The sequence below is a fragment of the Paraburkholderia sp. GAS206C genome (assembly GCF_050435645.1).
GTDB classification, from domain to species: Bacteria; Pseudomonadota; Gammaproteobacteria; order Burkholderiales; family Burkholderiaceae; genus Paraburkholderia; species Paraburkholderia phenazinium_B.
Map to the genome: position 1 here is coordinate 472,424 of NZ_JBNDKR010000001.1, position 23,469 is coordinate 495,892.

21 protein-coding genes and 2 pseudogenes are annotated in these 23,469 nt (G+C 61.8%); 7 read left to right on the forward strand and 16 right to left on the reverse strand.

Annotation, left to right across the window (positions count from 1 at the left end; genetic code table 11):
* Positions 1–221: 221 nt before the first annotated feature.
* A complete protein-coding gene (locus P3T20_RS02210; protein ID WP_429285919.1) occupies positions 222–1,676 on the forward strand; it encodes a phospholipase D-like domain-containing protein in 1,455 nt (484 codons plus the stop codon).
* On the opposite strand, the gene solA is transcribed toward P3T20_RS02210, so the two are convergent.
* From solA to P3T20_RS02245, 7 genes are all read right to left on the reverse strand, one after another.
* On the reverse strand, positions 1,659–2,831 hold the full coding sequence (gene solA, locus P3T20_RS02215) for an N-methyl-L-tryptophan oxidase (RefSeq protein WP_429285920.1): 1,173 nt from the start codon (positions 2,829–2,831) through the stop codon (positions 1,659–1,661). The genes P3T20_RS02210 and solA overlap by 18 nt on opposite strands.
* 89 nt (positions 2,832–2,920) lie before the next feature.
* Positions 2,921–3,790, reverse strand: a complete 870-nt coding sequence (locus P3T20_RS02220) for a cytochrome c oxidase assembly protein (protein ID WP_429285921.1) — start codon at positions 3,788–3,790, stop codon at positions 2,921–2,923.
* A gap of 128 nt (positions 3,791–3,918) precedes the next feature.
* Entirely contained in the window at positions 3,919–4,230 is a 312-nt protein-coding gene (locus P3T20_RS02225; protein ID WP_429285922.1) for a DUF3876 domain-containing protein, read from the reverse strand.
* A gap of 33 nt (positions 4,231–4,263) precedes the next feature.
* Positions 4,264–4,647: a hypothetical protein gene (locus P3T20_RS02230; RefSeq protein ID WP_429285923.1), complete on the reverse strand. Its 384-nt coding sequence runs from the start codon at positions 4,645–4,647 to the stop codon at positions 4,264–4,266.
* Positions 4,648–4,709: 62 nt separating this feature from the next.
* Positions 4,710–5,078 (reverse strand): nuclear transport factor 2 family protein, encoded by a 369-nt coding sequence (locus tag P3T20_RS02235; protein WP_429285924.1) that lies wholly within the window; start codon positions 5,076–5,078, stop codon positions 4,710–4,712.
* Positions 5,079–5,281: 203 nt separating this feature from the next.
* Positions 5,282–5,683, reverse strand: a complete 402-nt coding sequence (locus tag P3T20_RS02240) for a type II toxin-antitoxin system HicB family antitoxin (RefSeq protein WP_429285925.1) — start codon at positions 5,681–5,683, stop codon at positions 5,282–5,284.
* Between the two features lie 56 nt (positions 5,684–5,739).
* Positions 5,740–5,922, reverse strand: a complete 183-nt coding sequence (locus tag P3T20_RS02245; RefSeq protein WP_429285926.1) for a type II toxin-antitoxin system HicA family toxin — start codon at positions 5,920–5,922, stop codon at positions 5,740–5,742.
* A gap of 132 nt (positions 5,923–6,054) precedes the next feature.
* Here P3T20_RS02245 and P3T20_RS02250 point away from each other — a divergent pair.
* From P3T20_RS02250 to flhC, 4 genes and pseudogenes are all read left to right on the forward strand, one after another.
* Positions 6,055–6,983 (forward strand): annotated as a pseudogene (locus tag P3T20_RS02250) (helix-turn-helix domain-containing protein).
* Positions 6,984–7,055: 72 nt separating this feature from the next.
* Positions 7,056–7,583, forward strand: a complete 528-nt coding sequence (locus P3T20_RS02255) for a GNAT family N-acetyltransferase (RefSeq protein WP_429285927.1) — start codon at positions 7,056–7,058, stop codon at positions 7,581–7,583.
* A 744-nt stretch (positions 7,584–8,327) separates the two neighbouring features.
* Positions 8,328–8,648 (forward strand): flagellar transcriptional regulator FlhD, encoded by a 321-nt coding sequence (gene flhD, locus P3T20_RS02260; RefSeq protein WP_074269023.1) that lies wholly within the window; start codon positions 8,328–8,330, stop codon positions 8,646–8,648.
* A gap of 14 nt (positions 8,649–8,662) precedes the next feature.
* A complete protein-coding gene (flhC, locus tag P3T20_RS02265) occupies positions 8,663–9,253 on the forward strand; it encodes a flagellar transcriptional regulator FlhC (RefSeq protein ID WP_074269024.1) in 591 nt (196 codons plus the stop codon).
* Between the two features lie 235 nt (positions 9,254–9,488).
* Here the strand turns inward: flhC and P3T20_RS02270 are convergent, their stop codons facing one another.
* The 5 genes and pseudogenes from P3T20_RS02270 to P3T20_RS02290 all read right to left on the reverse strand — a co-directional run.
* A complete protein-coding gene (locus P3T20_RS02270) occupies positions 9,489–10,817 on the reverse strand; it encodes an Nramp family divalent metal transporter (protein WP_429285928.1) in 1,329 nt (442 codons plus the stop codon).
* Between the two features lie 61 nt (positions 10,818–10,878).
* Entirely contained in the window at positions 10,879–12,081 is a 1,203-nt protein-coding gene (locus tag P3T20_RS02275) for an acyl-CoA dehydrogenase family protein (protein WP_429285929.1), read from the reverse strand.
* Between the two features lie 34 nt (positions 12,082–12,115).
* Entirely contained in the window at positions 12,116–12,772 is a 657-nt protein-coding gene (locus P3T20_RS02280; protein WP_429285930.1) for a methionine ABC transporter permease, read from the reverse strand.
* Entirely contained in the window at positions 12,765–13,976 is a 1,212-nt protein-coding gene (locus tag P3T20_RS02285) for a methionine ABC transporter ATP-binding protein (RefSeq protein ID WP_429285931.1), read from the reverse strand. Before P3T20_RS02285 ends, P3T20_RS02280 begins: the two co-directional genes overlap by 8 nt.
* A gap of 53 nt (positions 13,977–14,029) precedes the next feature.
* Positions 14,030–14,746 (reverse strand): annotated as a pseudogene (locus tag P3T20_RS02290) (MetQ/NlpA family ABC transporter substrate-binding protein); the annotation flags it as partial.
* 58 nt (positions 14,747–14,804) lie between these two features.
* Between P3T20_RS02290 and P3T20_RS02295 the strand changes: the two are divergent.
* A complete protein-coding gene (locus P3T20_RS02295) occupies positions 14,805–15,041 on the forward strand; it encodes a hypothetical protein (RefSeq protein WP_429285932.1) in 237 nt (78 codons plus the stop codon).
* 177 nt (positions 15,042–15,218) lie between these two features.
* On the opposite strand, the gene P3T20_RS02300 is transcribed toward P3T20_RS02295, so the two are convergent.
* From P3T20_RS02300 to P3T20_RS02315, 4 genes are all read right to left on the reverse strand, one after another.
* A complete protein-coding gene (locus P3T20_RS02300) occupies positions 15,219–16,823 on the reverse strand; it encodes an efflux transporter outer membrane subunit (protein WP_429285933.1) in 1,605 nt (534 codons plus the stop codon).
* Between the two features lie 14 nt (positions 16,824–16,837).
* Positions 16,838–20,023, reverse strand: a complete 3,186-nt coding sequence (locus P3T20_RS02305) for an efflux RND transporter permease subunit (protein ID WP_074269031.1) — start codon at positions 20,021–20,023, stop codon at positions 16,838–16,840.
* A 64-nt stretch (positions 20,024–20,087) separates the two neighbouring features.
* Positions 20,088–21,308, reverse strand: a complete 1,221-nt coding sequence (locus tag P3T20_RS02310; protein ID WP_074269032.1) for an efflux RND transporter periplasmic adaptor subunit — start codon at positions 21,306–21,308, stop codon at positions 20,088–20,090.
* A 34-nt stretch (positions 21,309–21,342) separates the two neighbouring features.
* Positions 21,343–22,218, reverse strand: coding sequence for an alpha/beta hydrolase (locus tag P3T20_RS02315; protein ID WP_429285934.1), 876 nt, complete (start codon positions 22,216–22,218; stop codon positions 21,343–21,345).
* A gap of 194 nt (positions 22,219–22,412) precedes the next feature.
* Between P3T20_RS02315 and P3T20_RS02320 the strand changes: the two genes are divergently transcribed.
* Positions 22,413–23,417 (forward strand): LysR family transcriptional regulator, encoded by a 1,005-nt coding sequence (locus P3T20_RS02320; RefSeq protein ID WP_074269033.1) that lies wholly within the window; start codon positions 22,413–22,415, stop codon positions 23,415–23,417.
* The last annotated feature ends 52 nt before the right edge of the window (positions 23,418–23,469 follow it).

The window sequence follows — 23,469 nt, forward strand, 5'->3', positions numbered from 1 at the left end:
TGCAATTATTACGTAAACCACATATAGCGGGTTAATTCTCCTTTGGCCGGCGCGCAATGCTCGGGCAAAGACAGGCGAAATGCCCCGAAACGCCATAAGAGCCTGGAAAGAAAACGCCTGACAAAGCGAAATAACCTTGTTTTAAGCTTGCTGGCGCTGCGTCTCCTCGAAAATAAAAGCGGCGTCTCTAACCACGATCGAATGCCACCTGGAACCCTTCAATGGATCACCACTCCGAGCCGACCACACATAACGAGCCCGGTCAGACGTCCGTCCCATTCATCACGCAGGGTTCCTATCCGCAACGGCCCGGCAACCGGGTTCGTCCGCTTATAGATAGCGGTCCTGCATTTCGCCGCATCTGCGAAGCGGTGGAAAACGCCCAGCACCGTGTCTGGCTCACCATCACCTTCGTATCAAGGCATTTTCAGATGCCCGACGGACGGGGCACGCTGTTCGATGTGCTCGATGCTGCTGCCCAGCGGGGTGTCGACGTCCGCGTGATTTTCTGGCGTCCCAACCCCGCGAGCAATGGATACGGACAGACATTTGAAGGCACGCAGTCCGACTTCGACTGGCTGGCGGAGCGGGGCTCGCGTTTGAACGCTCGCTGGGATCGCGCGCCCGCCGCCTATTGTCACCATCAGAAATGCTGGCTGATCGATGCAGGAGCGTCCTCGGAAACCGTGTTTGTCGGCGGCATCAACCCGACTTTCGCGCCCGTCGAACCTGGGCACGCAGGGGGAGAACAACGCCACGATGTCTACGCAGAGATAACCGGTCCATGCGCGAGCGATGTCCATCACAACTTCGTTCAGCGCTGGAACGAAACCAGCGAGCGCAATAGTGCGCTTGGCGTGTACGGACCTGACGGGCACTCGGACCTCGCGTTCCCAACCCGCTTATCGAAGGTGCAAGGTCCGAGCACCGTGCAGATTCAACGCAATGTGCACGCCGGATGTTATCGCAACGCGCACGCAGCCCCCGGCGTTGGAGAAGCCTATCCCATCGCCAACGGCGAGCGGTCCATCACCGAACAATATCTGTTGGCCATCGACGCCGCGCGTCGTTCGATCTACCTGGAAAATCAGGCGCTTCCGGTGCCCGCCATTGCCGGTGCGCTCGAAAATGCCTTGAAACGAGGGGTATTCGTGGTTCTTCTGGTGCCGGGAGAGCCCGAACCGTATGTCGCGCAGTGGCGACAAAATCCTGAACGCGCGGCGTTTTTCGAGCAGATCGAAGCACTCGGCCGCCATGAGAATTTCACGCTCGCCGCACTCGCAGGGCCCACGCAAACCGATGGCCGGCGTTACGTCTACGTCCATGCCAAGCTCATGCTGATCGACGATGCGTGGGCCACCATTGGATCGTGCAACCTTCATGCGAATTCGCTGTACGGCCATAGCGAAATGAACGCGAGCGTGTGGGACTCCAACGCGGTAAAAGCCCTGCGCTGCCAGCTTTTCCTCGAACACCTGGGCCAGGACACAAGCCATCTGGACGATCGCTCAGCCGTTCAGCTTTATCAAAGCATCGCACACCGAAACGATCGCCGCTGGCGAGACGGCAATACCGATTGGGACGGTAGTATCGCCTGCAGTCTGGAGCCGCAAGCCTACGGTAAAACGCACGGACCGGACAACGTCCTTGCGCCTTCCTCAGGAAAAACGGCTTAAAGAAAACGCCGAGAGGTCGATCTGACTCTTTCCGCTCAGACAGCGTTGCGCGACCGCCTCGCCAATTGCCGCCGAATGCTTGAAGCCATGACCCGAACAGGCCGACACCACGGTGACATTCTTGAGCGCAGGATGCTCGTCGATAATGAAACCATAGTCAGGCGTCACGGTGTAGGTACAGACACTCGCCTTGACCCGTTCCGCGGTCACGCCGGCGATCTTGCCCGCGACATGCGTGCGGAACATGGCCACCACATCGGCGTCCGACACCGTGCGATCCAGCGAATCGGGCTCGCTCAGCGCCGTGTATTGCTCGGTCGCAATCTTCATGCTGCCTTCACCGGGAATGGGTGGAAAGCCGTAGCAAAAGTCGGTGTCCAAAGGACCATGCGAGAGGATGAAGCTCGGGGAAACCTCAGGAAAAATCACAGGCTCCTCAAGCTTGAACCAGAATAGCTGTTGCCTGCAGACCCTCAGCAAGCTTTTGAACGGCTCGCCCAACAGCTCGGCGGACCACATGCCGGCGCAGACAACGACCTTATCCGCCACCACTGTCCGATCGCCCGCCCTCACCCGGACCACGTTGCCCATCGATTCCACAGCGGAAACCGTCACACCGGCGATCACGTCGGCCCCGAGCTCGCGCGCCGCCTTCAGTTGGGCGGCGATACACCGTTCGGGTCGCACAAAGCCCCCTTCCGGTTCGTAGTACGCGATCGTGTCGTCGCGAAGCGGCGCAAATTGCGGGAAGCGTGCGCGGAGCTGTTCGGCCGTGAGAACCTCATGAGCGATGCCATAGGTCCGTGCCAGCTCGATCGTGCTCAGCGTGAAATCAGCCGCGCCGTGGTGCGATGTGTGCGTCGCGCCCGAGGTCATGACGAGCACCCCGCATTGCTCGAAAAGCGCGTCACCGTCGCGTGCTTCCAGTTCGCGCCAGATCTGCTGCGACCTGCGCACCAACGGCACGTACGCGGCGCCTTCGCCCACGGCCAGCCGGGTAATGCGCGTGTCTCCGTGACTCGATCCCTGATCATGCGGCGGGGCATATCGGTCTATGCCTACCGCTTTCGCGCCAGCCTTGGCCAGCTGGTAAAGCGTGGCCGCGCCCATGGCGCCGAGTCCCACCACCACGACATCGCATCGTTCTTCGAGCACGGCATGTCCTTGTTCGGTTCAAAAGGTACGGGATCAGCCTGGCGTGAAGGCCAGCTGCAAGCGCTGATTGCGCACGGCAACCCGACTGATCAGCTTCCTGCCTGCAGTGCCGGCTTCGCTCTTGCCTCGCCCCGTCTCGCCTTCGGCGGCACGCGCGACGGCAAGGTGGACAGACGCATCACGTGACGCAGCGCCATCATCGCGCCGATCGCTTCGAGCACCCCGGCGGGCACCCACATGATGAGGCCGCCGAGGCTCTGATCGAGCGCGGGCGGAACGGACGTGAACGCGCGGCCGCAGAGCGTGAACACCGGATAAAGGTCATGCGAGGAAAAGGTGATGATGGCGCCCACGAGGATCTGCGGCGTCATGGTGATCACCGGAGACAGCACCCGCAGGCCCGGACGCGTGCGGCTCGGCGGACTCGGCCGGTGATCGAGCAGCATCCACCAGTACAGCAGGCCGCTCACCGCGACCGACCAGTTCATGAACGTGTAGATGCGCCAGTCGAGCATCGCGACGAACTGGACGGACGGAATCAGCCAGAACACCACGGAAACGACGAAAGCGATAGAGATAAAGGCCGAATTGAACAACACGGCAGCAACGATCCGCACGGGCTTCAGACGCTGCCAACGCCGCAGCGCGCCGCGCCAGCGCAGCGGCAAGCCGGCGCGCAGCACACTGCCCGGATACGAAGCCATCAGGATCAGAGGAGCCAGGTGATGCAGCACGAGATGCTGGAGCCGGTGCACGAAGAACTGGTGCTCGGCGTAGTAGTCGAGGCGTGTGTGCAGCGCAATATAGAACAGCACGAGCCCGATCCAGAACGCCCCCCGCCTGGCAAAGCTGACGCGGATGTGGCGCGAACCGCGTGCATACAGCACCGCGACGGCAACGAACACGGCGACGAGCACAAACGACGGCTCCCACGGATCAAGCAGACTAATGAGCGACATGGCGGATTCGACGGTAACGGCAGGGTGCGCGTCCGGACCTGGCGTCCGAGGCGGCGGGTTACATGTTAGCAGGTGCAACCCGGATGCCGTGCGGGCACGGTCTGATAGGCACTATGCGCCGCAAAACCTCACTTGACCCGGCTGAATGTCGCCGAGCCGGTCATGGTCGGCAAGATGATCGTGTCGTGCTGCTTGTCGTAGGGGATGCTTTCAATGCGGCCAGTCGATTCGACCTCCAGCACGCCGTCCCGGTAGACGGCAGATGCCACCCCGGGCCTGACACTGCCGCCACTGGTGTTGGCGATGACAAAGCCATCGTCATTACGGCTGATCTCGACGCTTTCGCGGCCCTTGGTGCTCTGCCACTTACCGACGAACTCGTCGCCTTCCTTGTTGCCGCAACCGCCGAGCACGGCAAGTGCGACGGCGGCTAACATCACTACACAACCCCGTATCATGTACTCCCCCTCTATTTATGATCGTTTCGCCGCCCGATCAGGTACACCTGCGCCGGGTGGCGACGAGGCAGGCTGATCCACGCGAACGCTCGTCCACAGAAGCCAGTCGCGTGCGGTTGGCAAACGGTCAGTCATTTTATCGTGAAGCCGGCGACCCCGAGCCGCCGCCACTCTTCTTTGACCGCTAAACCAGCGCAGCCAGCCCACCAGTCCCAGCAACACCAGACCCGCACCGCCTAACACGGGCTCGCGCCATGCCAGCAATGCGGTGAAGGTGAACGCCCGCGCGCCGGCCAACAGCGCGAAGCCGGCAATGGCGGTGCTGACTGCGTCGAGGGTGCCGAGCACCCGTTCGAACGCGAGTGTCACCGCAAATCCTGCGGCACTTTGCTCGCGCATGACCATCTCCTTGAAAGTGGGAAGGTGAAGGCCTGAGGTGGCCTCAGCTGTTTTTGATTGGCTCAGGCCGCGCCCGGCGTTGCGTCGAGAAAACCCGTCACGGCCTGCAACCGTCCGGCCGGATCGACCACGCCAAAATCCGAGCCCTTGACGATCGGCGTGCCATCGGGCGTGGTCAGCTCCCACGAAAAACGCAGACGGTCGGCGAAGCCGTCGACATCCGTGGTGCGACGGAAGGTATGGCGCGGAAAGCGCTCGTGGACCGCGCGAATCATCGCGTCGATTCCGTCATGACCGTTGCCGGCGAGCAGCGGATCCAGATACGCGGCATCCGTGCTCCACGTCGCGGCGATCAGTTCGCGGCGGCTGACCGCGTCTGTTTCATTCCACGCCGCGAAATAGCGGTCGATCAGATCGGTATGTGCGTTCATCACAGACTCCTTCAGTAGCTTGGCTGAGCGCGACGCCTGGCAAACAGTGCGTTTGGGGCGGGCTCGGACTGAAGGATCGGTGAGCGGGTGCGGGGAGTCGATTACCTGGGAGGTAACGTTGCTGGCTAACGAAAGACGGCCCGCCAAAGCGGGCCGTCACTTAACGCTATTCCAGCAGCGCGCGAACCAAGCGATCCGCGCCATCATTGGTGGGCCAACGCTTCCAGCGCTGCGCGCGCGAGGAATCCGCTGCGGGTTTCGTGACGCGCCTCGACGTAGGCGTCGATCTTATGCAAAACAAAGCGCGGCAGGCTGATGTTGATCCTCTCTGGCTTCGAGTCGAGCTTCGACAGATCGACGCTGACCAGCGCCCAGATTGCCCCACAGTATTCAGGCTGTGCGGCCAGTTCTTCCACGGTCGAGCAAGTGAAACCGACCTCTTCACCGAGCTCTATTAGCGTCGCAACGTGACCCACAATGGCCTCTTTTGCGTTTCTGATTGCGTCATCGATGGTGTCGCCCCAGGAGTGGACGCCCGGAATATCCGGAACAGTCACGCCGTAGACGCTCCCATCGTCCTTATGGACAGCGATGGGAAATTCCATTTCCGTTCCTTTGCAGTCAATGTTCTCCGACATCCTGAGCCGGCAAAAACCGCCGGTCAAACAAGACCAGCGGTCTTCAGGATGCTCTTCGCCGGCCCGATCGGCAGATCCTTCTTAGGGTGCGGAACCGTCACGAGGCCCTTCCTTTCAGGGTGTTTGAAGTGGTGATGACTGCCGGTAATTCGCACCAGTTTCCAGCCATCTTCCTCGAGCATCCGGATTAGCTTCGATGAATTCATCTGGCCTCCGCATGTCTCGTGTGTAATTTTACACACGACTCGGCGCCGGGCAAAGGAAAGTGTGTAGTTGTGTGTTCGGGAGGAGCCGAAGTTGTCTGACTGCTTCCCCCCAATTCACTTACCTCCCAGGTAATGGAATCCCGCCGCGCCCTGGCTATGATTCCCCCATGAGCACTCTCTCCCTCCCCCAAGCCGGCCCGTCGGGTCCAGCGTCGGCCAGCCGCACCGTCGGCGAACTGCTGCGCGACTGGCGGCAGCGGCGCCGCATGAGCCAGTTGCTGCTCGCAGCGGAAGCCGACATCTCGACCCGTCATCTGAGCTTCGTCGAATCGGGCCGCGCCCTGCCGAGCCGCGAAATGGTGATGCACCTCGCCGAGCGTCTCGACGTTCCGCTGCGTGCCCGTAACATGCTGCTGGTGGCGGCCGGCTATGCGCCGCTGTTTCGCGAGCGTCCCTTGACCGACCCGCAACTGACGGCCGCGCGTGAGGCAGTGGAACTGGTGCTGAAGGGACACGAACCCTATCCGGCGCTCGCAATCGACCGGCATTGGACCATCGTCACCGCCAACCGCGCGCTCGCCCCACTGCTCGGCGCAGCGAGCGAAGCCCTGCTGGCGCCGCCCGTCAACGCGCTGCGCCTCAGCCTGCATCCGGACGGGATCGCCTCCTCTATTGTTAACTGACACGCCTGGCGCGCACATGTGCTGGCGCGGTTGCAACGGCAGATCGACGTCAGTGGCGACGAAACGCTCGTGGCCCTGCGCGACGAACTTGCCGGCTATCCCACGCCGCCGGGCGCGGAAAGCCCGGAAGCGGACAGCAACGCCACCCTCAATCAGATCGCCGTGCCGCTGCGTCTGCGCACGCCGCTGGGCGTGCTGTCGTTTTTCAGCACCACGACCGTGTTTGGGACGCCGGTGGATGTCACGCTCTCCGAACTCGCGATCGAGGCATTCTTTCCGGCCGATCCGCAGACCGCCGCGGCCTTGCGCGCATACGCAGAAGATCAGGCAGAAGGTCCGGCCACAGCGGCGTCGAACGACACCGCAAGTCACCCCTGAAGGCCGCCCCCAGTGGGCAGTTGCACCGTTACCATGCGAAGCCCACTCGAACCCCCGCACGGAGAAACACGCATGGAGCACGCCCCGCTGATCCGGCAACTCAACCTCACCGATCTCGACGCTTTCTTCCAGTTACGCCTGCGCGGTCTGCAGGCGCACCCGGAGGCGTTCGGTACGAGCCATCAGGAGGCACTCGAGAAAGGCCCGGGGCAATACGAGGCAATCCTGCAAGGCACTCAGGCGGCCGACGGCAATTTCATACTCGGCGCGTTCGCCACGCCGGAGCTCGAGTTGATCGGCACGGTCGGGCTCAGACGCGAGCCGCGGGTCAAGGAGCGGCACAAGGCGGTGGTGGTCGGTATGTATGTCGCGCCTGAAGCCGCCGGCCGCGGCGTCGGCCGTGCGTTGCTGGGCGACCTGCTCGCGCGCTGCGAACGCATCGAGGGTCTGCGGCAAATCCAGCTAGTTGTTACAAAACAGAACGAAGCCGCGCGCCATCTATATGAATCGCTCGGATTTCGCTGTTACGGCCGGGAAGTCGACGCGCTCCGCATCGACGGGGTATTTCACGACGCCGACCTGATGGCGCGCCTCATCTGAGGCCACGGGCAACCCGCGGGAAGTTGTAACGTCGATTTGTCTTATCGATTTAACCAATCCCGGCCTGGTGTCAGGCAGATTCCGAGGCTGTCGGGCCGATCGCGGCTTCGTCAGCCGGCCGGTTCTTACAGCGCCCGGTGGCGCCCATCCGGATCCAGCAGAATCTCGTTGCCGATACCTCTGACCGAACGTTCGGACGGAACCGGTAACTCTCCCCACCCACCCGTTACATTTGCCGCCGAGTTTGTAACTGGGTCTCCCGCAACGTGTTACATCCGCTTTTGTCCCCCAAACTTCGTTCCGGTAAGTAGTTATTACTGCATTTCGTCGCTTTCTTTCTTTTAGCTTTCCGTTTGAAGCGCCTATTAGCGTTATTACCGAGATTCAAACGGATTTCCTCAGACCATTCCGACAAGCCCCATTCTGCAAGGCCTGTGGCGGCTCAGACACGGTCTGCACATGCTCCAGAACCCGCGCTGCAGCCTATATTACGGCTCCGTGAAAGAGTTACCGAAAATTGTTGTATTTTTGTGAGATATTTTTTTGAGAAGGTATTGATTTCCTGAAATGCACTTCATACAATTGCTTCCAAGGTGTTACGAGTTGTAACACCTTGTATCAAACAGTCAGGACACGTTTCAAGTCGTAAATGTCGCCGGAGGTCACCAGTGTCCGGCGAGGGTACAAAAAGCATAACGGCGCAAAAAAGCCGACATAGCAATTCGGGGCTTCGGAAACACAAAAATGGACCGTAGCAGCGAGACGCGGGAATCGATCCGCGAAATCAATTTGTCTTACATCATGCTCGCACAACGTATGTTGCGCGAGGACAAACCCATCGGGATGTTCCGATTGGGCCTGTCGTCGGAACTGGCCGATTTGCTTGCCGGGCTGTCGCTCGCGCAAATCGTCAAACTGGCCTCTTCCGACCAGCTTTTGTGCTTCTTCCGCTTCAACGACCACTCGATGTTGTCGGCGTTGACGCAAACGACAAAGCACGCAGAGGTATCGCCGACTCATGCGGCTATCTTGCTGGCCGGCCAGCCAGCAGAGCAATTCGCTTAACCGGAGTGACTGCGATGCTCAAGCGAAGCCTGACGGAAGATGCACAAGAAGTATTCCGCGCAATCGCGCTGATCGAACTCGGTGCACGCATGCAAGTGCTCGAGAGCGAATTGACGCTGTCGCGCGACCGCATGATTCGCCTCTACCGTGAGGTGAAGGGTGTTTCGCCACCCAAGGGAATGCTGCCGTTCTCGGCGGACTGGTATATGACGTGGCTCGCGAACATTCATGCTTCGCTGTTCTACAACACGTACCTGTTCCTGAAGAACGAAGCGCGTTGCTCGCATCTGGATGCGCTGACCAAAGGTTACCGCCTGTATCTGGAACACTGCAAACACAGTGAAACGGAACCGGTGCTGGACCTGACGCGTGCGTGGACGCTGGTGCGTTTCTTCGACGCCAAGATCCTGCAACTCACACCGTGCTGCCGTTGCACGGGCAAGTTTGTCGCGCACAAGCACGATCTGCAGCACAACGTAGTATGTGGCGCCTGCCAGCCGCCGTCGCGCGCCGGCAAGACCAAGAAAGCCGCTGCTGCAGCCAAACTGGAAGCGCAAGAAGCGTTGGAAGCAATGGAAGCTACGCAGATCGCGGAAGCTGCCTGACCCGACTGATTTCCGGTCGGTTTGTTTTGTACCGATTTTTTGTGCCGGCTATCCGGCTGACGGTTCATCCTGCTGCATATCCAGCAGATTCGAGCCTCGCCTTCGCATCCGGCATCATTGTGTCGACCAGAGGCCGTTACAACCTCTGGTAGCGCATCTCATCCGGTTTTTCGCCGCATCTCATCTGCTTTGTTACACGTCACACGATCTCCCGATCGCGCGGAAACGTGCGCGCTCAGCTGATCCATCCCACCGTTTGCACCACCAGCCACAGGTTCGCGGCCGTAATCACGACGAACAGCGCCCACGCGAGCAGCCGGGTCGGCAGACGATTGGCAAACTCGCCCATCAGCGAACGATCGTTAGTCATACGGATCAACGGATAGAGCGCGAACGGCAACTGCAGGCTCAATACCACCTGACTTGCGACCAGCAGCGTGCCGACCGCGCCGTTGCCGAGCGTCTGCACGCCGATCAGGGCTGGGATCAGCGCCAGCGCGCGGGTAATGAAGCGGCGCTGCCAGCACGGGATCTTCAGCTTGAGAAAGCCTTCCATGATCACCTGCCCGGCGACGGTGCCGGTAAACGTCGAGCTTTGCCCGGACGCGAGCAGCGTGATGGCGAACAGCACAGCCGCGAAACCCGTACCGACGATCGGCGCAAGCAGCCGGTAAGCATCTTCGATTTCCGTGACCTGGTTGTGCCCGGTCGCATTGAATGCAGCGGCGGCGAGAATCAGGATCGCCGCGTTGATCAGCAGCGCGATCACCAGCGAGACGATCGTATCGAGGCGTGACAAACCAATAGCCGAGGCGATACTGCGCGAATCGCGCTTTACGGCGCGCGTTTGCACGATGGACGAATGCAGATACAGATTGTGCGGCATCACGGTCGCCCCGAGGATGCCGATGGAGAGATAGAGCGGTTCGCGCGTGCTGATGGCGTGCCACGAAGGCACGAGCCCTGCCATCACCGAGGGCCAGTGCGGATGCACGAGCACCAGTTGCACGATATAACCAATGCCGATCGTGGCGATCAGCCCAAGAATGATGGCCTCGAGGTCGCGGAAATTTTTTCCCTTCAGACCGAGCACGATCAGCGTATCGAACGCGGTCAAAATCACGCCGGTGGTCAGGGAGCACTTGAACAGTAGATGAAACGCGAGCGCGCCGCCGAGCACTTCGGCAAGATCGCAAGCGATGATCGACACCTCGGCCAGCAGCCATTGGACCCGGGCGATGGCCGGTGAGTAGCGGCTACGCGACAGTTGCGCGAGGTCCTGACCGGTGGCGATGCCAAGCCGCATGCTGAGGCACTGCAGCGCCATTGCCGCGAGACCGGACAGCACCACCACGAACAGCAAGCTGTAACCGTAACGCGAGCCGGCTTCGATATCGGTGGCCCAGTTGCCCGGGTCCATGTAGCCGATTGAAATCAGCAGGCCTGGGCCGGCGAACTGCATGATCCGCTTCCAGAGCGGCGCACCCTGCGCGACGGCGACGGTTCCCTGGACTTCGGACGGACAGAACGGCGCAGTGGCCGTAGTCGGTAAATTAAATGGCAAGCCGGCGACCTCTTGAGATTGACGTAGCAACGGCACCCGCCAACGGGCGCCGCAGTCGACCTCAAGTGTACAAAGAAACGTCCGGCAATGTGCCGCTAAGCGCGTAACGGCCAACGTCGCGCACCCGGTAGTCGAGCGGATCGTGCAGCGTATGGACGCGAGCGTTGCGCCAGAAGCGGTCGAGCGCGAGCGGCGCATGTGTGGCGCGCGCACCGCACGCATCGAACAGGTTCTGGCTCACCTCAAGGGCGGCCCGGTGCGCGAGAATCTTCGCTTCAGATGTGGCCAGTGCAACCCGGCCGCGCTCTTCGGCGCTGAGTTCGGTGCCCTTGTTCCAGGCGTCGTCGAGGGCCCGCGCGGCGCGTTCCGCCAACGCGTCGGCACTGACTGTCTGCAAACGCATCTCGCCGAATCGTGCGATCAGGTAGGGATCGTCCGTGGCCTTGTCGACGCCGGAGGTAATCCAGGGCCGTCCATTTTTGTTCACGTATTGACGCGCTTCCTCGAGCGCGCCCTGCGCAATGCCGACGAACAGGTTCGTCAACACCAGTTGCGACACCAGTGTGCGTAGCGTGGCGTGCGGTGTAGGCGGTGTTTCCGAGCGGTGCAGCACTTCTTCCGCCTCGACCTTCACGTTCGCAAACGACACACTGCCGCTATCGGTCTGCCGCTGACCGATCGGGTCCCAATCTTCGTTGACGGTGATGCCATCGCGCGTCGTCGGTATGACCGCGAAAATCGGCTTGCCGGTCTGCGGATCGTGCGCCGATACGGTCATCATCTGCGAGCCGCGCGTACCCGAGCAGAAGCCCTTCTGTCCGTTGAGACGGAAACCGCCGTCGGCGGTTGCGCTTGCAACCAGTCGCGTGTCGAGCGGATTGACGGCATTGCCCCACCACCAGCGGCCCTCGACGGTGCCACGCAGATAGCGCGCCCGTTGCGCCGGATTGCCCCACACATCGACGCTCACCACCTGCAGGCACTGAAAACCCAGCAGATGCGCGAGCGCGCTATCGACGCGCGCAATCGAACGGATCGTTTCGTAAACTTTGGGCCAGGCCGCGCCAGTGCCGCCGAATTCGCGCGGCACGGCTATCGTCAGCAGACCTGCCTCGGCAATCCACTGTTTCTCCTGCGCCGCGTGACCGCCCTGGCGGTCACGCTCCGCTGCGCTCGCGCGCAACGCTTCCAGCAGGCTCGACAGACCGTGTGGCACCGATGACGCCTGCGGGTCACGCGCCGCGGGATGGTCCAACTCGTTCATGCAAACTCCAAACCAGGTGTCGGATACCTGTGCATTATGCGCGATGACCGAGCCGACGCACAAAGCGGTCGCCGACGAACTGCACGGCCGTGACAATAACAATCAGCAAAACGATGACCGTCACCATTACCGTGGTATCGAAGCGCTGATAGCCGTAGCGAATCGCGAGATCGCCAAGACCGCCGGCGCCGACCGCACCGGCCATCGCCGACGAACCGATCATCGCGACTATCGTGATCGTGAAGCCGCCGAGAATGCCAGGCAGTGCTTCCGGCAGCAGCACATGCCAGATGATATGACGGCGCTGCGCGCCCATCGCCTGCGCCGCTTCGATCAGACCGCGATCGACCTCGCGCAGGCTCACTTCCGCGACGCGCGCGAAAAAAGGAATCGCGGCGATGCTGAGCGGCACGATGGCTGCCCACACTCCAATCGTAGTACCAACGAGTAGACGCGTGAGCGGCAGCAAGGCGACCAGCAGGATGATGAACGGCGTCGAGCGGAATGCGTTGACGAGCGCGCCGAGCGTCGTGTTGACCGAGCGCCGTTCGAAGATGCCACCGCGCGTGGTGGTCACCAGCACGAGCGCCAGCGGGATGCCGACCAACAGCGCAATCACGGCGGACACGCCGACCATCACGAGCGTGTCGCGAATCGCTCCGGCCAGTTCGGAGAGCCATATATCAGACATAACCGAGCACCTCCACGTGATTGGCATGCTGCCGTGCACGGTCCACAAGAGCGGCAATCTGCGCGCGGACAGCGGGCGTGTCGGCACCGCGATCGCCGTGTGCACCATGTGCGCCATCGCCCAACTCCGGGACCGCTGCCGCAGCAGGAATCTGCGCGGTCACCACAAGGCGTCCTTGCGCATGCCCTTGAATCCGGTCGATGCCGCCGTGCACGAAGCTCACGCGGCCACCGTCCACACTCAAAGCGTGAGCGAGCGCGCCGAGATCTGGTTCGCGTTCGTCCGCGCCGGTAAAGCGCACGTCGAGCAGGACCCGCGCTTCGCCCGCCGTCACCTCATGTAAAGGCTTCACACGCGCGGCGAGATCGGCAGGCAGATCGTGCACCAGCGTGCGCAGCAATGCCCGTGTTGCATCGTGCTGCGGCGAGCCGAACACTTGCCACACCGGCCCCGTCTCCACCACCTGACCGCGCTCGATCACGGCCACCGTATCGCAAACCTCGCGGATCACCTCCATCTCATGTGTGATGAGGATGATCGTCAACCCAAGGCGCCGGTTGATATCGCGCAACAGCGCCAGAATCGACTGAGTCGTTTCGGGATCGAGCGCCGAGGTTGCCTCGTCGCACAGCAGAATATCGGGGTCGTGTACCAGCGCGCGAGCAATCCCAACGCGCTGCTTTTGCCCTCCCGACAGACTCGCCGGATAGGCATTACGCTTTTCGGAAAGTCCGACCAGTTCGAGCAACGCATCGACCTTACGCTCGATCGCCGCCTTCGAGGCACCCGCGATCTTCAGCGGCAAGCCGATGTTCTCACGCACCGTCTTGGCCGAGAGCAGGTTGAAATGCTGGAACACCATGCCCGTGCGGCGCCGCAAGGCCACGAGGCCGCGCTCATCCAGTTCGCCCACGCTGACGCCATTTACGCTAACCGTCCCGGACGTGGGTTTTTCCAGACCGTTGACGAGCCGCAGCAACGTCGACTTTCCCGCACCACTGCGACCGATGATGCCGAACACCTCGCCGCGCGCCACCTGCAATTGCACATCGGCGAGCGCCGGGGCCGTGCCGGGCGAGTTGCCAAACACCTTGCCGATCCGGTCGAACACCACCGCCGGACCTTGCGCCTCAGGCGATGCCGGCCGCGCGGACCAGGCCGGCGCGGCCGCGATAAAACCGGGCGTGTCGAACAGAGAAGGCATCGTATCCGTCCTTGCTAAAGCTTTAAATCACGAGCGGGCGCAGGCCGGTACGACTACCACGCAACCGCGTAGAGATTGCCGAACGCCTTGTCGAGCTCAGCGCGCACTTGCGGCGAGTGCTGATAGATCGAAATGAACTTGAGAATACGCGGATCGTTTGCGCTTTCCGGACGCACGACAAACTGAATCGCGAAGATCTTGTTTTCGACGCCATCGAACAGCAAGGCGCTATTCGGGTCTGCGGTGCCGGCGAGCTTGATGAAGCTTGGATAACCTTCGGCCAGATCCACGTCGCCAAGCGAGCGCGCCAGTTGCGACGCTTCGAGCTGGACGATCTTTAGATGCTTGGGGTTGTCGACAATGTCGAGCGTCGTTGCGCGATAGTCGACGCCCGGCTTCAGTTTGATAAGTCCAGCACGCTGCAGCAACAGCAGTCCACGGCCACCGTTCACCGGATCGTTGGCAATCGCGACGGTGGCGCCGTCCTTCAGCTGACCGAAGCTTTTGACCTTCTTCGAATACAGGCCGATCTTCATGATCGTGCCGGGGGCAATCGCCACGAAGTTATAGCCGCCCTGCTTCTTCGCATTCTCCAGAAACGGAATGTGCTGGAAGTAGTTGACGTCGATATCCTTGTTGGCGAGCGCCGCGTTCGGTGTATTCCAGTCGGTGAACTCAATGATCTTCACATCGAGCCCTTGCGCCTTGGCTTCACGCGCCGCCTCCTGCAAAGCCCCGATTTGGGGCGTTGTGGCGATGCCGATTGTTAGCGTCGGCGTGTCGGCAGCGTAGACGCTCGACGCTGTAACCGCAAACGTCAGCGCCATCATGACGACACCGCTCAAGCGCACAAACGACGCGCGCGGCGCAAGCAACAGCCGGCGCAAGTTGGAAACAGAAAAGCTCATGACGGACCCGTTCAATGAAGTGTTTGCCTGGCGCAAGCGAACGCTGCAGCGTGCATCAATGCATGCTGCAGGTAAGCGGATAGCAGGATCAGAGCCGCTGACGCGGCTCGAAAGGCGTGACGCGCAGATGGATCAGCGCGGACAACGGAACGGTTGACAGGTCATCGCCTCTCTCCAGATGAGGTGCGAATCATGATAGACGCCACGCAGACGGCGGTCTACGAAGCGATTTTGGAAAGGAAATCGCGCCAGGCGATATACAAAAGGGGCTGAGCGCGCTGCTCAGCCCCTCGATGCGCTAGTACTCGTGTTACCAACCACCAAGGCTAGGCCATTACTGCTTTGCCAGCTGTTGTGGCGCATCCTTCACAGCGGCAACAACGGCGGGGGCAGCAGCAGGAGCAGTGGAACTCGCATCTGCCGTACCTGCACCACCCGGCGCAGCCGCCCCCGGCACACCGGAAGCCGCAACATCCGAACCCCAACCGCCACCCAGCGCACGAATCAGGTTCACCGTCGACACCGCCTGCGTGCCTTCCAGATGGGTCGCCTGCAACTGCGTCTGCAGAACCTGCCGTTCGCTGTCGATCACATCCAGGTAGCTCACCTGTCCTTCCTGATACTGCGTTTGCGACAGATGCGAAGCCCGCTGCGATGCGTTGACCGCATCGTTTTGCGCCTGAATCTGATCGTCGAGCAGGCGCAGATCGGAGAGGTTGTCTTCGACTTCCTTGAACGCCTCCAGCACCTGCTGACGATACTGCGCCACGTCTTCGTCATACTTGCCGCGCGCCTGAGCGAGGTTCGCCTTGCGACGGCCGCCGTCGAACAGCGGCACCGTCAAGGCAGTACCCGCCAACGGCCCGAGCAGGAACGTGCGGCTCGACCACATGAACAGATCGCCCAACGTGGCCGATTCGAACCCAGCCGCACCGGTGATATCGAGCTTCGGGAAAAACGCCGACTTCGCCAGCCCGACTCGTGCATTGGCCGCAGCCATCGCACGCTCAGCCGCCGCCACGTCAGGACGACGTTCGAGCAACGCAGAAGGCAGCCCCGGCGGCACGCGTGCGGCCACCGGCACAAGCGGCGTTTCCGGGAACGAGAAGTTCGCCGGCGCCTTACCAAGCAGAATGGCGAGGCTATGCTCGGACGCGGCACGTTGCCGGGCGATGCCCACCGAATCCGCACGTGCGCTCGCCAGTTCGTTACGCGCCTGCGCCAGATCCAGTTCGCTGATGTCGCCTTCGTTGAAACGCCGCTGGATCAGCTTGAGCGTGTTCTCACGCAACGCTACCGTCTGACGGTACAGATCCTGATCCGTATCGAGCTCACGCAACTGGAAGTAGTTCTGCGCAACATCAGCCTGCAGTGCAAGCTGCACCGAACGGAACAATGCTTCGCTCTGCTGCGCATCTGCCTGAGTCGCGTTCACATTCGAACCAACCCGGCCGAACAGATCCGCCTCGTACGACGCGGTGCCTTGCGCGCGCCACAGCGTCGTGGTCTCCGAGCCATTGCTCTGCGGCAGGAACTGCGAAGCCGCTGACGCGGTTTCGCGCGTCGGCCCAAAGCCCGCATCGAACTTAGGGAACCAGTCGGAACGTGCCGCCTGCAACGACGCCCGCGACTGCTGCACGCGTGCCGCCGCTGCCTTCAGATCCTGGTTGGCCGCTGCGGCCTGCTCTTCCAGATCGTTCAACTTGGGGTCGCCAAAAATCTGCCACCATTCGCCGCGATGCGCGTCGTCAGCCGGCTGAGCCGGCTTCCACGTGCCCGCATCCTGCGGCGCGATAGTCGGCGCTTCCTTGAACGCCGCCGACGTGTCGACATCGGGACGCTTATAGGTCGGCTCGACCGAGCAGGCGGCGAGCAGCGCCAGCAGCAGACCGCTCGCTGCAGCGCGGCCCCAACCGCTCAAAGACTGATATTGCTTCATTATTGTTTTCCTCTTCAAGCGTCCGTGACCGGCAACGCGTAATGCGGCGAGTCCTTTTGCGCGACGTGAACCTTGCCGCCTGCAAGCGTACGCAGCACCACATAGAACACCGGCGTCAGCATCAGACCGAACAGTGTCACACCCAGCATGCCGAAGAACACCGCGATACCCATCGCGTGGCGCATTTCCGAACCGGCGCCGCTCGACAGCACCAGCGGCACCACGCCCATGATGAAAGCGATCGACGTCATCAGGATCGGGCGCAGCCGCATACGGCTCGCTTCGATCGCCGCGGACAGCGGTGTATGCCCGTCGTGTTCGAGTTCGCGAGCAAACTCGACGATCAGGATCGCGTTCTTCGAGGCCAGCCCCACCAGCACCATCAAGCCGATCTGCGTGAAGATGTTGTTGTCGCCGTGCGTGAGCCAGACCCCGGTCAACGCCGACAAAAGACTCATCGGCACAATCAGTATCACCGCGAGCGGCAACGTCAGGCTTTCATACAGGGCGGCCAGCACCAGGAACACCAGCAGCACGCTGATCGGGAACACCCACATGCCCGCATTGCCGGCGATGATCTGCTGATACGTCAGGTCGGTCCATTCGAGTTTCACGCCACGCGGCAAGGTTTCCGCAGCCACCCGTTCAGCCGCGGCTTGCGCCTGGCCCGACGAATAGCCCGGAGCGGGTCCACCGTTGATGTCGGCAGCCGTATAGCCGTTGTAGCGCACCACCATTTCCGGACCGAACGTCGGCGTCACCGTCACCAGCGACGACAGCGGCACCATTTCGCCCGCGGCATTACGCGTCTTCAGTTGGCCGATATCGTCGGCATGCTGACGGAACGGCGCATCCGCTTGCACCCGCACCTGGTACACGCGGCCAAAGCGGTTGAAGTCGTTCACATACAGCGAGCCCAGATAGATCTGCATCGTGTCGAACACGTCCGTCACCGGCACGCCGAGCTGCTTGGCCTTGACGCGGTCCAGGTCCACGTTCAACTGCGGCACGTTGATCTGATAGCTCGAGAAAGTCGGGCCCAGTTCAGGCGTAGTCGCCGCCTTCTTGATGAACGCTTCCGTTGCCTTGTTCAACTCCGCGTAACCCAGCGCACCGTGATCCTCCAACTGCATCTTGAAGCCGCCCAGCGTACCGAGGCCCAGCACCGGCGGCGGTGGGAACACGGCCACGAACGAATCCTTGATCGCACCGTACTGCTGGTTCAACGCGCCTGCAATGGCACCGGCGGAGAGCGCCTTGTCGCCGCGCTCCTTGAACGGCTTGAGCGTGACGAACACGATGCCCGCGCTCGAGCTATTGGTGAAGCCATTCACCGACAAGCCCGGAAACTCCACCGCGCTTTCGACACCCGGCTGCTTCAGCGCGATCGCGCTCATATCGCGGATCACCTTTTCGGTGCGGTCGAGCGACGCGCCGTTCGGCAACTGCGCAAACGCGATCAGGTATTCCTTGTCCTGCGCCGGCACGAAGCCGCCCGGCACGATACGCGTGATCAGTACGGTAGCGCCGAGCAGGATCGCGTAGACGGCGAGCATGCCGCCCTTACGTCGCAATACGCCCTGCACGCCTTTGCCATACCCGGTCGAGCCGCGATGAAACACCTTGTTGAAGCCCTTGAAGAAGCGGCCGAACACCAGGTTCATCCCCCGCGTAAGCCAGTCTTCCTTCGCGCCATGGCCGCGCAGCAGCATGGCGGACAGTGCCGGCGACAACGTCAGCGAATTGAACGCCGAGATCACCGTCGAGATCGCGATGGTCACCGCGAACTGCTTGTAGAACTGACCCGTGAGACCCGTCATGAACGCGAGCGGTACGAACACGGCCACCAGCGTCAGCGCGATTGCGATAATCGGCCCGCTCACTTCCTGCATGGCCTTGTACGTCGCATCGCGCGCACTCAGCCCGGCCTCGATATTGCGCTCGACGTTCTCCACCACCACGATCGCATCGTCCACCACAATCCCGATCGCGAGCACCATGCCGAACAGCGACAACGCGTTGATCGAGAAGCCGAACGCCAGCAGCAGCGAGAACGTCCCCACGATCGATACCGGCACCGCAATCAGCGGAATGATCGACGCACGCCACGTCTGCAGGAACACGATCACCACGATCACGACCAGCGCAATCGCTTCGAGCAGCGTGTGAATCACGGCCTCGATACTGGAGCGCACGAACTGCGTCGGGTCATAGACGATCTGGTAATCCACGCCTGCAGGCATGTCTTCCTTCAGTTCCTTCATTTCCGCGCGCACCTGGTCCGAGATCTGGAGCGAGTTCGCGCCCGGCGCCTGGTTAATGGCGAGCGCCACCGCCGACTTGTTGTCGAGCAGCGAACGCAGGCCGTATTCCGACGCAGCCAGCTCGATACGGGCAATGTCGCGCAGATAGGTCACCGCGCCATCCGGGCCGGTCTTGACGATGATGTCGCCGAACTCGCCCGTGGTCTGCAAGCGGCCACGCGCATTCACCGACAACTGCAACTGTGTGCCCGGCAACGACGGTGAAGAACCAATCTGACCGGCAGCCACCTGAATGTTCTGCTCGCGGATCGCGTTAACCACATCAGTTGCGGTCAGGCCGCGCTGCGCCACTTTCTGCGGATCGAGCCACACGCGCATGGCGTAGTCACCCGAGCCCCACAGCTGCACTTCGCCCACGCCCTGAATACGCTCCAGCCGGTCCTTGACGTTCAGCACTGCGTAGTTGCGCAGATACGTCATGTCGTACTGGTTGTTCGGCGAGATCAGGTGGACCACCATCGTCAGCGTCGGCGAGCTCTTGATCGTCGTCACGCCCAGACGCTGCACGTCGTCCGGCAGACGCGGCAGCGCCTGGTTGACGCGGTTCTGCACGAGTTGCGTCGCGAGGTCCGGATTGGTACCGAGCTTGAAGGTGACCGTCAGCGTCAGATTGCCGTCGCTATTCGCTTGCGACTGCATATACAGCATGTTTTCCACGCCGTTGATCTGCTCTTCGAGCGGCGACGCCACCGTTTCGGCAATCACCTTCGGGTTGGCGCCCGGATACTGCGCGTGCACCACCACCGAAGGAGGCACGACTTCCGGGTACTCGGAGATCGGCAGCTTGAAGAGCGAAATCACGCCCGCCAGCAGGATCAGGACCGATAGCACGCCCGCGAAGATCGGCCGGTCGATGAAGAATTTGGATATGTTCATGAGAGGCTCTTGAAATTAAAGCGCTGGAATGCGGCGCGCAAGCAGCAATCGTTAAGCACCAAGCTCACGAATTGCCCTGCGCTTTCGCATGACCCTGCGTTTGTGCTACCGACGCGCTGTCCGCATCTTCGTCGCCGTTCATCGGCACAGCATGGGCGCGTACCGTTTCGCCCGGCCGCACACGTTGCGTTCCGTTGACGACGATCCGGTCACCGTTTTGCAGACCCGACTTGACGACGCGCAGGCCGCCTTGCATCGCGCCAAGCTGCACCTCGCGGTACACGACCTGATCGCTCTTGTCGACGACGAACACGAACTTCTTGTCCTGATCGGTGCCCACTGCAGCGTCGTCAATCAACAGCGCCGCGTGCGGCGCGCTGCCGCTCACCTTGATGCGGGCGTACAGACCCGGAATCAGTGTGCCGTCCTGATTGTCGAAGCGCGCGCGTACGCGGATCGTGCCGGACGAGGTGTCGAGCTGGTTGTCGACCGAATCGATCACACCGTTGCGCGAGTAGCCCGATTCGTCAGCGAGGCCCAGTTGCACCGGTACTTTGGTGCCGTCCTTCTCGCGGCCGATGTACTCCAGATACGTCTGCTCGTCCGCATCGAACGATGCATAGATCGGCGACACCGACACCAGCGTCGTCAGCGGCGGCGAACCTGCGCCGGCCGAGACGACGTTGCCCACGGTGATCTCCGCACGCGACACGCGGCCCGACACCGGCGCAATAACCTTGGTGTAGCCAAGGTTAATCTGCGCGGTTTCGAGCGCTGCCTGCGCTGCCTTGACGTTGGCGCTCGCGCCACGCGCGGCGTTCTGCTTCTCGTCGTAGTCGCGCTTGGCAATGGCGTTATCGCCGATCAGGCGCTGTGCGCGCTCCCAGTCGCTTTGCGTATAACCCGCCTGCGCCTGCGCCGCCGCCAGTTGCGCGGCGGTGCGGTCTACTTCGGCCTGATACGGGCGCGGATCGATCACGAACAGCGTGTCGCCCTTCTTCACCAGCGCGCCATCCTTGAAGTTCACCGAAACGATCGTGCCCGACACCTGCGGACGTACTGCAACCTTCTCGACCGCTTCGAGGCGCCCCGAATAGCTTTGCCAGTCGGTGATGGTTTTCTGGATCACGGCTGCCACGTCCACTTCCGGCACGATGGTCGGCGCGGCGTGGGCGGGCGAGCTCGCATCGACGCGAATCGCGCCGAATGTGCCGAGCCCGGCAATGATCACAACGGTCAGAACCGCTAGCGCCAGACGGTGGCGCGAAGGAGAAAAAATAGACATGAAAGGCTCCCGGCGTTTGTTGATTGAAATACGTTTATCGTTGGGTGCGCGCTGCGAGGCGGCACTGGAAAAAGCGCACAGCCTCCTGCAGCGCTTCCGGATGGTCGGCGAGCGCGGCATGCGAGACGCTCGGATAGCGGACCACCTGGGTCGCCACGCCTGCATCGATCAGGCTGCTGGCATATTTCTCGGCCTCGACGTGCAGCACATCGTTCTGCGCAGTCGCGATCAGCGTGGCGGGCAAGCCTGCAAGCCGTGACGACTCGAGAGGCGCGGCATACGGATGCATACGCTGCGAGGCTTGCGGCAGATACGCGCGATAGCACGCTGCGCATTCCTTGGCGGTAATATCGGAGCCAAGCCGCTGTTCGTCGCCAAGGCGCGTGAGACTCGGATCGAGCATCGGGCCGAACAGCGCCTGCGCCGAAATCCGCACGTCGCCACGGTCGCGCGAGATAAAGGCGAGGCAATTGGCAATCTGGCCGCCCGCGTCATGTCCCGCGACGCCGATATGTTTGGTGTTGCCGCCGAACGCCCGTGCGCGGGTCTGCACCCACAGCGCAGCGCGGTGTGCGTCTTCCGGCGCCGTGGGAAACGGAAATTGCGGCGCAAGCGAGTAGCCGACCGAGACAACCAGCGCCGGCAGGTGCTCTGCGAAATAGCGTGCGGGGAAGTCCGCATCGTCCAGCGAGCCGCGCACAAAGCCGCCGCCGTGAAAATAAAGCAGTACTGGCAGTGCGGTTTTGCCCGTCAGGCGGTACAGCCGCAGCTTGATGTCCTGCGCGTGCCCCTCAATCGTCACGTCCGTCACGTCGAGCGCCGCATGTGCCGAACCGACATCGTCCGCCTGAGCAAGGTCAAGCGGTACAAAGGTGTACGGCGAGGAGTACGGCGGTTTGAATGCATTCATGTCGAACGGCGCAATACGCATAGAACTGGAATGGTGCGAATTGTGGGTTCGGCAGACTTCTAAATAAATGCCTATAATCCGGCAACACAATTCGGTACGCCCAAACAATCGAATTCGGCGCCCGGCGAAACCGGGCTAATCCGTGCCTATTCGATTGGCGCTGCGCGCCGCCAGCCCCTTCTTGGAGGTTAGCCATGGACCGTCTCCAGGCCATGCAAGTGTTCACCCGTGTCGTCGACACCAACAGTTTCACGCGTGCCGCGGAGACGCTCGACCTGCCGCGCGCTTCGGTCACCACCATCATCCAGAATCTGGAATCGTTTCTCGGCACACGGCTCATGCACCGCACGACGCGGCGCCTGTCGCTCACGCCGGACGGCGCGGCGTACTACGAGCGCTGCGTGCGAATTCTCGCGGACGTAGAAGAAACCGAAACCAGTTTCCAGAGCGGCAACAAGAAGCCGCACGGCAAGCTGCGCATCGACATGCCGGGCTCGATCGGCCGGCTGCTGGTGATCCCTTCCCTGTGTGAATTCCACACTCGCTACCCGGATATCGACCTGCAACTCGGCCTGACCGACCGCCCGGTCGATCTGCTGCAAGAAGGGGTGGATTGCGTGGTGCGGGTCGGCGCGCTGCAGGATTCGTCGCTGGTTGCGCGCCGGATCGGCATCTTCGAAGGCGTGACGTGCGCCGCGCCGGAATATCTGCAGAAGTACGGCACACCGCTTACGCTCGACGATCTCGAGTCGCATAGCGCGGTGAATTATTTTTCGAGCCGCACTGGCCGCGTAATCGACTGGGCCTTCAAGGTCGACGGCAAGGAAGTCGAAGTAAAAATGAAGGGCACGGTGTCGGTCAACGACGCGGATGCCTACGTCACCTGTGGTCTCGAAGGCTTTGGGCTGATTCAGCCGGCGCTTTTCATGGTGCTGCCGCATCTGCAGTCGGGCCAACTGGTGGAGGTGCTGCCCGAGATCAAGCCGATGCCCATGCCGATTTCCGCGGTCTATCCGCACAGCCGGCATCTGTCGCCGAAAGTGCGCGTGTTTGTCGACTGGATTGCGGAGCTATTCGACCGCTGCCCGTTGTTGAGCGGCCGCGGCAGTCTCGACACGCCTTGCTCGAAGCGCACCATCGAGGAGCGCGAGTCCGCGCCTACGCTCGATACACCGGTAATCACGGAGTGGGTCGCCTGATCCGCCCCGCAATACAGATGACGGCAATCGCGGCCTCCACACCGCGATTGCC